The following is a 7572-nucleotide window of genomic DNA, read 5'->3' on the forward strand; positions in this document are numbered from 1 at the left end:
CCGCCACCCACCCGGGTCTCCGGGGCAGGGATGGGGGCGGCCGCCCGGGGTCCCCCGTGGACGTCCACGGGGGACCCGAGTCGATCCCGCCGAGCGCCTTGCGCGCTGGGCTGATTCTGCTGGCAGCAGTACCTGCTGGCGGATGGCGTCGATGCCCGGTCGACTGCTCTCATGCCTCGTTTTCCGCGTACCTCGCCGTACTGGCCGGTGGTCAGTCATCCCCTGCTGCGACGCGTACTACCCGGGTTGGCCGTGTCCGCTCTCGGCGATGGCATGGCGGTGGTCGCGGTGACCTGGCTGGCCATCCAGCTCGCACCGACCGGTCAGCGCGGTCTCTGGATCGCGGTCGCCGTGGCCGCGTACACCCTTCCCAGCGCTGTCGGAACGGTGGCCTTCGGTCGGCTGCTGGGCGGGCGCGGCGGCGCCCAGCTCGCCGGGTGGGACGCGATCCTGCGGGCGGCCGCGCTCGCCGCGATCCCGATCGCCCACCTGACCGGCACGCTGACGATCGGGCTGTACGTCGTCCTGCTCGCCACGTCCGCCCTCCTGCACTCCTGGGGTTCGGCCGGACGGTTCACCCTGATCGCCGAGTTGCTACCTCAGCGACACCACCTGCCGGCGAACGCGGTGCTCACCACCATCTCCGGCTTCGCCACCGTCGTCGGCCCACCGCTGGCCGGCATCCTGATCGGCTGGGTGGGGCCGGTGTGGGTCATCGCCGTCGACGCCGCCACCTTCGCGGTGCTGGCGCTCACCTATCGGCTCGCGCTGCCCACCACCGAAACAATCCGGCGGTACGAGCACAGCGCCCCCCGCACCGCAGGTTTCGCGTTCATCCGCCGTCAGCCCGCACTGCTGGGCCTGCTGGTGCTGAGCGTCGCGTTCTTCTTCCTGTTCGGCCCGGTGTACGTCGCCATGCCGCTGCACATCACCGACGACCTGCGAGGTTCCGCGACGTTACTCGGCGCTTACTACACCGCCTTCGGCGTCGGCGGCCTCCTCGGCGGTGTGCTCGCCGGTCATCTTCGGCACTGGCCGCTACAGCCGACGATCATCGGGATCGTCATCGGGTTCGGCGCGGCGATGCTGCCGCTCGGTCTGGGAGCGCCCGTCGTCCTGTCCCTGCCCGCGTTCGCCCTGGCGGGCCTGATCTGGGCGCCGTACATGTCTACGTCGATGGCGCTGTTCCAGCGCAGCGTGTCGACCGGGCAGCTACCCGCCGTACTCGCCGCGAACAGCGCCGTGCTTGTGCTCGCGGTGCCTCTGGGCACCATGCTCGGCGGCCCGCTGGTCGGCGCCATCGGTCCCCGCCCGACGCTGCTCCTCAGCAGTACGGCGATTCTGGCGCTCGGGCTGGCCGCGGCAGGGTTCGCCATGCTGCGGCAGAGTACGCCGAGTCCCGTCAGAGTGCCCCGCCGGTCCAGCTCGCGGCCCTGGCGCTCACAAGGCGAGCGCGAGGCCGAGACCGACCAGCACTGACACGGCGGCGCCGGATCGAGAAACCCGTGCAGCCCTGACGGAGGCCGTCGGCGACCGTCAGAGTCGGCGGGCGCGAAGGACACCGGTCAGCATCGGCAGGGTGAAGTCGCCCTCGGCGGTCTCGGCCATTCCGCCCAGGAACTCGCGGATCCGGTCGAGCGTGGCCGTCCGCTCCGGTTCCGGCATGACCAGCAACCCGGCCCGGGTCGCGAGCGTCGCGACCAGGGAGTCGGCGCTCCGGCGCTGCCCGTGGGGAAACTCGGCCTGCTCGGGCGTACCGAATCGGTCGGCAGTTCCGTTGCCCGGCCTGAGCAGGCCTGCCGTCGCCGCGCGCCAACTGCTTAAGGTGTCACGCGGGCCGATGGCCGCGCTCCCGCTGACCCGTTCGAGGGCTGCCACCCAGTCCACCCGGTCGTCCATCACGTTCCACAGACCGGCCAGGATGCCGCCGGGCGTCAGGACCCGGGCGATCTCCGGCCCCGCGACGGTCATGTCGAACCAGTGCAGGGCGTTGCCGGCCAGCACCGCGTCGACGGACGCGTCCGGCAGGGGGATCGCCTCCGCGCTACCGGGGAGGGCCCGTACGGTCGGCAACGCCCGGCCCAGCTCGGTGAGCATCGCCGGGTCGGGCTCCACCGCCACGACGTCGACACCGAGCGCGATCAGCGTGGCGGACAGCTTGCCGGTGCCGGCGCCGAGATCGAGGACTCGCGAGCCGGGCGCGACCTCGAGCGCCCACCGCGCCGCGGCCTGCGCGTAGTCCGGGCGATGCCGGGCGTACGCGGACGCCGCCGTACCGAACGACGAGCTGAGCACCATCGATTTCACGTCCTTCGATTGTCGGTGTCCGCATCATCCCTCGGATCCTGGATGTCGGGGTGTCCCGATCGACCGGACACCCCGACATCCAAGACGCCGGAGGCGCAGATCTGCCGTGGTCAGCAGCAGTGTGAGCCGACTCCGCTGGCCACCGGTTCGGTGTCGGTGGCCTTGGTGAGCGTGTCGGCGTCGGCCTTGACGGTGTAGACCTCCCAGCGCTCGGCACCGGGGCCGCGGACCCAGACCTTGTCCTGCAGCGCGTAGCAGCATTCGGTGTCGTTCTCCTCCAGCGTGATCAGGCCGGAGTCGGTGAGGCGCCTGGTGGCGGCGGTGACGTCGTCGGTGCTGAACACCTCGACACCCAGGTGATCCAGCGCGGTGGGCTGGTCGGCCTCGCCCTCGATGAGGACGAGCTTCAGCGGCGGGTTCTCGACGGCGAAGTTGGCGTAGCCGGGCCGACGCTTGGCCGGGTCGACGCCGAACAGCTTCGAGTAGAACGCGATCGAGCCGTCGAGGTCGGACACGCGCAGAGCGAGCTGAACACGGGACATGGGAATCCTCCTGCTGGGGCGAACTGCTGTCTAGACGGATTTCGAAGCAACCCCACCGTTGCAGCCTGATTCGATGTCTGTCAAGGTAGATGAGTGCCGAAACAGAATTTGCCGGTCGTGGACCTGCAAGCGGTAGCCTGCTGTGCGCCGCTGGCGGCCCGCCCGATGGACGCCGAACAGGCGGCGGTGGTCGCGCCGATGTTCAAGGCCCTCGGTGACCCGGTCCGACTGCGATTGATGTCGATGATCGCGTCGGTGCCGGAGATCTGCGTGTGCGACCTGACCCCGGCGTTCGACCTGTCCGGGCCGACCATCTCCCACCACCTCAAGGTGCTGCGGGAAGCCGGCCTCGTCGACTCCGAACGTCGCGGCACCTGGGTGTGGTACAGGGTGGAGCCCGAGGCGTTCCGTCAGCTCGGCGTACTGCTCGATCTGCCGACCACTCCTGCCACCGCGTGAGCCGCAACCTCACCCGCCGGGCCTCGGCCGAGTTCGCCGGCACCGCACTCCTCGTCGCCGCCGTCGTCGGGTCCGGGATCGCCGCGGCTCGCCTCTCCCCCGGTGACGTCGGGCTCCAACTACTGGAGAACGCGATCGCCACCGCGTTCGCGCTGGGCGCGCTGATCCTCGTGTTCGGGCCGGTGTCCGGCGCGCACCTCAACCCCGTCGTGTCCGCCGTCGACTGGTGGCTCGGCCGCCGCGCCGGCACCGGCCTGACCGTCCCCGACCTCGTCGCCTACACCGCCGCGCAGGTCACCGGCGCGGTCGCCGGATCCGTGCTGGCGAACCTGATGTTCGACCTGCCGGCGGTCACCTGGTCACACACCGAGCGCACCGGCGCGAACCTGTGGCTCGCCGAGATCGTCGCCACCGCCGGCCTGGTCGTCCTGGTCTTCGCCCTCGCCCGCAGCGGCCGGACCGCCACCGCGCCCGCCGCCGTCGGCGCCTACATCGGGGCGGCCTACTGGTTCACCTCGTCCACGTCGTTCGCGAACCCCGCCGTCACCATCGGCCGGGCCTTCACCGACACCTTCGCCGGAATCGCCCCCACCTCGGTGCCCGGCTTCGTGGCCGCCCATCTCGTCGGCGGCCTGGTCGGCGTCGCCGCGCTCGCCGCCTGGTACCCCCACGCCGGAGACGTCGCTGGCGACGTCCTCGTACCCCACCTCACCGAGGAGACAGAAGCCCGATGAGCGACAAGCCCAGCGTCCTGTTCGTGTGCGTGCACAACGCCGGCCGCTCACAGATGGCCGCCGGCTGGCTCCGCCACCTCGCCGGGGACACCGTCGAGGTCCGCAGCGCCGGCAGCGAACCCGCCGAGACGATCAACCCGGTCGCCGTCGACGCCATGCGCGAGGTCGGCATCGACATCACCGACCAGACCCCGGTCCGACTCACCTGGGACGCCGCCGAAGCCAGCGACGTCATCGTCACCATGGGCTGCGGCGACGCCTGCCCCGTCTTCCCCGGCAAACGCTACGAAGACTGGAAACTCACCGACCCGGCCGGGCAATCCATCGACGTCGTCCGCGAGGTCCGCGACGACATCAAGGGTCGCGTCGACGCCCTGCTACGAGAGCTACGCCCCTGACGCCGCCACCGCGCAGGGAAGGCCCGACAGCTACATTGTCGCCACCAACACTGCCGATCATGGGGGCGTCTTGGCCAGGAACGACGATGGTGCGGGCCGCGGCAGGAACGCGCTCAGGAACCTGTTCGCGATCGGCGGTCTCAGCGGGATCGCTCTGATCGCCATCGTGGCGCTCATCGTGCTCCTCTGTTGCGCCCCCTGCCTCTGGTACCGGTCCCTGTCGCCAGACCTGCCCTTCAACTGAGGAATCCTCGGATCCGCTTCTCAGGCGGTGTCTTGACCGTCGGCGAGCGCTCGTAGCGGCGTCAGCGCCTCGCGTCCTTCACCGTCGTTGCCCCTCGCCGACCCTCGTATCGGGGCACCTCACGGGCACGCGACTGGTAAGACCGGGGCCACAGGTGCTGCTTACGCAGGGCAGCGAGGGTGTGACCGTCGATGTATCTTCGGCGGCATGGGTGGAGGCCGGAAGCCTGGTAGCCGTAGTAGGCGACGGCAGGTCAGCGAGGATGAGCGCGCTGCGGCGGTGGAGGCGTACAAGGAGTCGGTCGCCCGGTTGCAGCACACCGCCTATCGGAACATGCGGCAGGTGGTCGCCTACGCGACGATCTTTGTCGCGGTCATGGCCACGTGGATGGTGTTCAACGGCCAGCCCACGCCGGCTACTTTCCCGTGGTACGCGATCGCGATCCTCAGCGGCGCATTGGGCCTGTCTAGCTACGTCATCAGTGAACCGCGTCCGCGGCTCTACGTGCTCGCCGCCGCTGTCGTCTTCGCTGTTGTGGGCGTGACCGGCGTCTTCGTTACGGACTAGGCGCTAACTATGACGTTGTCCGTCGAGCCGGAAGCTTTGGTCGGCTTCGCCCGCCAGGTCGATCGTGGTGCCGCCGATGTGTGGGAGGTGCGCAGCTACCTCAACCGCCATGCCGACGTGGCCACGGGAGGCGAGCATCTGAAGATCGCCAAAGCCGCACATGAGCAAGCGGTCGAGGTCATAGACAGCACTCTCAAGCGACTCGCCTGCCTTCTGGAGAACTCCGCCCCCGAGCTGCGGGCTGCCGCTGGCTACTACCGCGCAACTGACCTGGCCAACGCCGACCGCCTTGAGCTCACCCTGCCGCCAGCGGGCGACCGGTGCATCACTGCCCTTGAACTGGAATTGGCGAACAACCCCTGCGCTCCCGCAAACTTCGTCGACGTGCGCGACGTGCGCGGCCACCTTGACACGCCGGGCGACCCGGACAAGCCCCCGAACGCGCTGGGTTGGATGGACTACGTCAGCCCGTCGAACTGGCTCAACGAAGTGTTCAACAACATCTTCGGCTTCGACCCCATCGGTAGGCTCCAAAGCCAGGTCTCCGGGGACTGGGAAGCCCTGGCCAAGATGGGCCCGGTTGTCGACAACATCGGGGCCGCCCTGCATGACCTCGCCTACAACCTCCAGTCCGGTACCACGACCCTGCGTCCCTTGTGGCAGGGCGTCGCAGGCGACGGAGCTTTCCGCTACTTCACGACCACTGCCAACGCCACCGCTGACCTCCGCACTCCCCTGTCCGCAATCAGCAAGGCGTACCGGGGCATGGCCGACGCCGTCTGGTCCGCCGGGGAAGCCCTCGGCGGCATTGTCAAAAGTTTCATCGACGGCGCCATCATCATTGGCGTCAGCGCTGCCGCCGGCACCGCCACCGCAGCAAGCGGGGTCGGCGCGATCGTCGGTTACGGCGTCGCGGCCGCAGAAGTCGCCGACATGTTCCGACTCTGGGGCGAAGCAACCAAACTCTCCCAGCAGATCGCCGCCGCCGTCCTCACGTTCCGCGCCATACTCAGCCGCGAACTCAGCGACCTCGACGCCGTCGCCCTCCCCGCGCTCCCCGACGGCGGCCGCTATGACCACCCCCTCGCAGGCGTGAAGGCATAAGACTTCGTGGACAACCTAGACGACATCGGCAGCGGCGACGAGAAACAAGCCCATGCCCTCCGCCGCATCCTCGACCACCTGGCGCGCAGTGAGAATCCCCTACTCAGCGAGATGGCCACCGCCGTCCAATCCGGTCAACTCACCCTGCGCCAAGCAGCCACGAGCCCGGCCTACAGCGCTGAGCTAACAACACCCTTCCAGACCTTCTGGAACGCCTATCAGAAGATGACCCCGGAAGAGCGTGAAGATCTCGCCTCTAGTTACTTGCCGCCCGAGTGACGCTCGATCTCGATCCGCCTATGGATATCAACCCCGACCCCTTGACCCCCAGGCAACCAACACACCCTTGCCACCTGCCGAACGTGCACATCGCGTTGGCCGAGTGCCGCCAGCTCGACGTGACGCCCGGCGCGGGCGAGCAGGTCCATGTGCCACAGGTGTGCGTTATGGCGCTCGTAGTCGGTGCTGTAGCACTACGCGGCAGCACCGACTACCGCGATTGCCTGGTGAGCGCCGAAACGCGCTTTCATCAGCGACCGGAAGCCCAGGTTGTTGCCGATGATCTTCCGGAGGTTGCTGTAGACGCCGGCGGGGTCCTTCAGCCGAGTGAGGCGAGGGCCCGATGCAGGCGGCCGTGCGGTACTGATTTGTCTATTCTATCGAGAGCGGGTCGTGGTCTACTCGGGCACGGGAATCCGTGCCCGAGTAGACGTCACCACATCGTCAGCTGGTCACCGGCGGTCGGACTTGTCAACCGCCTCTGGCGCTGGTCAGGCGCGCACGAACTGCCACTGTTGGTTGGTCCCGTTGTTGGCGGTCCACTGTACGACCTGCGCGCCGTCACTGGTCGCTGCGGCGTAGACGTCGGCTGCCAGGCCGCTGGCCTGGTTGACGATGGTGTAGTAGCCGTCGCCGGTAGGCCGCAGGTACCACGACTGGTTGGTGCCGCCGTTGGCCGACCACTGTTGCAGTTGCAGGCCCGTCGTGGTGCTGCCGGCGTTGACGTCGAGCATCTTTCCGGAGGCGGTGTAGCGCAGGGTGTACGCGTCCTGGGTGGTGCTGATCGTCCAGGTGGGGGTGCCGCTCTGCTGGACCGCCTTGGCGCCGTCGGCGGTGGAGTTGCCGGCGATGGCGAGGGGCTTGCCGCTGTTGCGGTTGACGATGCGGTAGGTGCCTGCTGCCGGCCCGGTTCCACCGCTTCCGCCGAGGTTGAGGTA

The 7572-nt window shown here is 68.9% G+C and carries 11 protein-coding genes; 8 read left to right on the forward strand and 3 right to left on the reverse strand.

Annotated elements, in window-relative coordinates:
- Nucleotides 1–171 precede the first annotated feature (171 nt).
- Nucleotides 172–1479 carry an MFS transporter gene (locus AB0J36_RS34035; RefSeq protein ID WP_363661579.1) on the forward strand — a complete coding sequence of 436 codons (1308 nt, stop codon included), beginning with the start codon at nt 172–174 and terminating at the stop codon, nt 1477–1479.
- A 57-nt stretch (nt 1480–1536) separates the two neighbouring features.
- Here the strand turns inward: AB0J36_RS34035 and AB0J36_RS34040 are convergent, their stop codons facing one another.
- Both AB0J36_RS34040 and AB0J36_RS34045 read right to left on the reverse strand, forming a co-directional pair.
- Nucleotides 1537–2298, reverse strand: a complete 762-nt coding sequence (locus AB0J36_RS34040; RefSeq protein ID WP_357126568.1) for a class I SAM-dependent methyltransferase — start codon at nt 2296–2298, stop codon at nt 1537–1539.
- Between the two features lie 119 nt (nt 2299–2417).
- The gene (locus AB0J36_RS34045; RefSeq protein WP_357126132.1) at nt 2418–2849 is read right to left on the reverse strand and encodes an ArsI/CadI family heavy metal resistance metalloenzyme; all 432 of its coding nucleotides are present in this window, start codon (nt 2847–2849) and stop codon (nt 2418–2420) included.
- A 165-nt stretch (nt 2850–3014) separates the two neighbouring features.
- Between AB0J36_RS34045 and AB0J36_RS34050 the strand changes: the two genes are divergently transcribed.
- The 7 genes from AB0J36_RS34050 to AB0J36_RS34080 all read left to right on the forward strand — a co-directional run bounded on the left by AB0J36_RS34050 (nt 3015) and on the right by AB0J36_RS34080 (nt 6634).
- Entirely contained in the window at nt 3015–3308 is a 294-nt protein-coding gene (locus AB0J36_RS34050; RefSeq protein ID WP_357126571.1) for a metalloregulator ArsR/SmtB family transcription factor, read from the forward strand.
- Nucleotides 3305–4042, forward strand: a complete 738-nt coding sequence (locus AB0J36_RS34055; protein WP_357392355.1) for an MIP/aquaporin family protein — start codon at nt 3305–3307, stop codon at nt 4040–4042. Before AB0J36_RS34050 ends, AB0J36_RS34055 begins: the two co-directional genes overlap by 4 nt.
- Nucleotides 4039–4440 (forward strand): arsenate reductase ArsC, encoded by a 402-nt coding sequence (locus AB0J36_RS34060; protein WP_357126138.1) that lies wholly within the window; start codon nt 4039–4041, stop codon nt 4438–4440. Before AB0J36_RS34055 ends, AB0J36_RS34060 begins: the two co-directional genes overlap by 4 nt.
- A 70-nt stretch (nt 4441–4510) precedes the next feature.
- Nucleotides 4511–4684: a hypothetical protein gene (locus tag AB0J36_RS34065; RefSeq protein WP_363661580.1), complete on the forward strand. Its 174-nt coding sequence runs from the start codon at nt 4511–4513 to the stop codon at nt 4682–4684.
- A gap of 279 nt (nt 4685–4963) precedes the next feature.
- Entirely contained in the window at nt 4964–5251 is a 288-nt protein-coding gene (locus tag AB0J36_RS34070) for a hypothetical protein (protein WP_363661581.1), read from the forward strand.
- Nucleotides 5252–5260: 9 nt separating this feature from the next.
- Entirely contained in the window at nt 5261–6355 is a 1095-nt protein-coding gene (locus AB0J36_RS34075) for a hypothetical protein (protein ID WP_363661582.1), read from the forward strand.
- A 6-nt stretch (nt 6356–6361) separates the two neighbouring features.
- On the forward strand, nt 6362–6634 hold the full coding sequence (locus AB0J36_RS34080) for a hypothetical protein (RefSeq protein WP_357126149.1): 273 nt from the start codon (nt 6362–6364) through the stop codon (nt 6632–6634).
- A gap of 491 nt (nt 6635–7125) precedes the next feature.
- Here the strand turns inward: AB0J36_RS34080 and AB0J36_RS34085 are convergent.
- A partial coding sequence (locus AB0J36_RS34085; RefSeq protein ID WP_363661583.1) for an RICIN domain-containing protein occupies nt 7126–7572 on the reverse strand: 447 nt, incomplete at its 5' end.

The organism is Micromonospora sp. NPDC049662, from assembly GCF_040675055.1.
In the GTDB taxonomy this organism is placed as follows: Bacteria; Actinomycetota; Actinomycetes; order Mycobacteriales; family Micromonosporaceae; genus Micromonospora.

What these genes read in the sequence shown, in the direction of transcription:
- AB0J36_RS34045 (WP_357126132.1), bottom strand. Translation starts at nt 2,849, where the DNA reads ATGTCCCGTGTTCAGCTCGCTCTGCGCGTGTCCGACCTCGACGGCTCG.
- AB0J36_RS34035 (WP_363661579.1), top strand. Translation starts at nt 172, where the DNA reads ATGCCTCGTTTTCCGCGTACCTCGCCGTACTGGCCGGTGGTCAGTCAT.
- AB0J36_RS34075 (WP_363661582.1), top strand. Translation starts at nt 5,261, where the DNA reads ATGACGTTGTCCGTCGAGCCGGAAGCTTTGGTCGGCTTCGCCCGCCAG.
- AB0J36_RS34060 (WP_357126138.1), top strand. Translation starts at nt 4,039, where the DNA reads ATGAGCGACAAGCCCAGCGTCCTGTTCGTGTGCGTGCACAACGCCGGC.
- AB0J36_RS34050 (WP_357126571.1), top strand. Translation starts at nt 3,015, where the DNA reads ATGGACGCCGAACAGGCGGCGGTGGTCGCGCCGATGTTCAAGGCCCTC.
- AB0J36_RS34040 (WP_357126568.1), bottom strand. Translation starts at nt 2,298, where the DNA reads ATGGTGCTCAGCTCGTCGTTCGGTACGGCGGCGTCCGCGTACGCCCGG.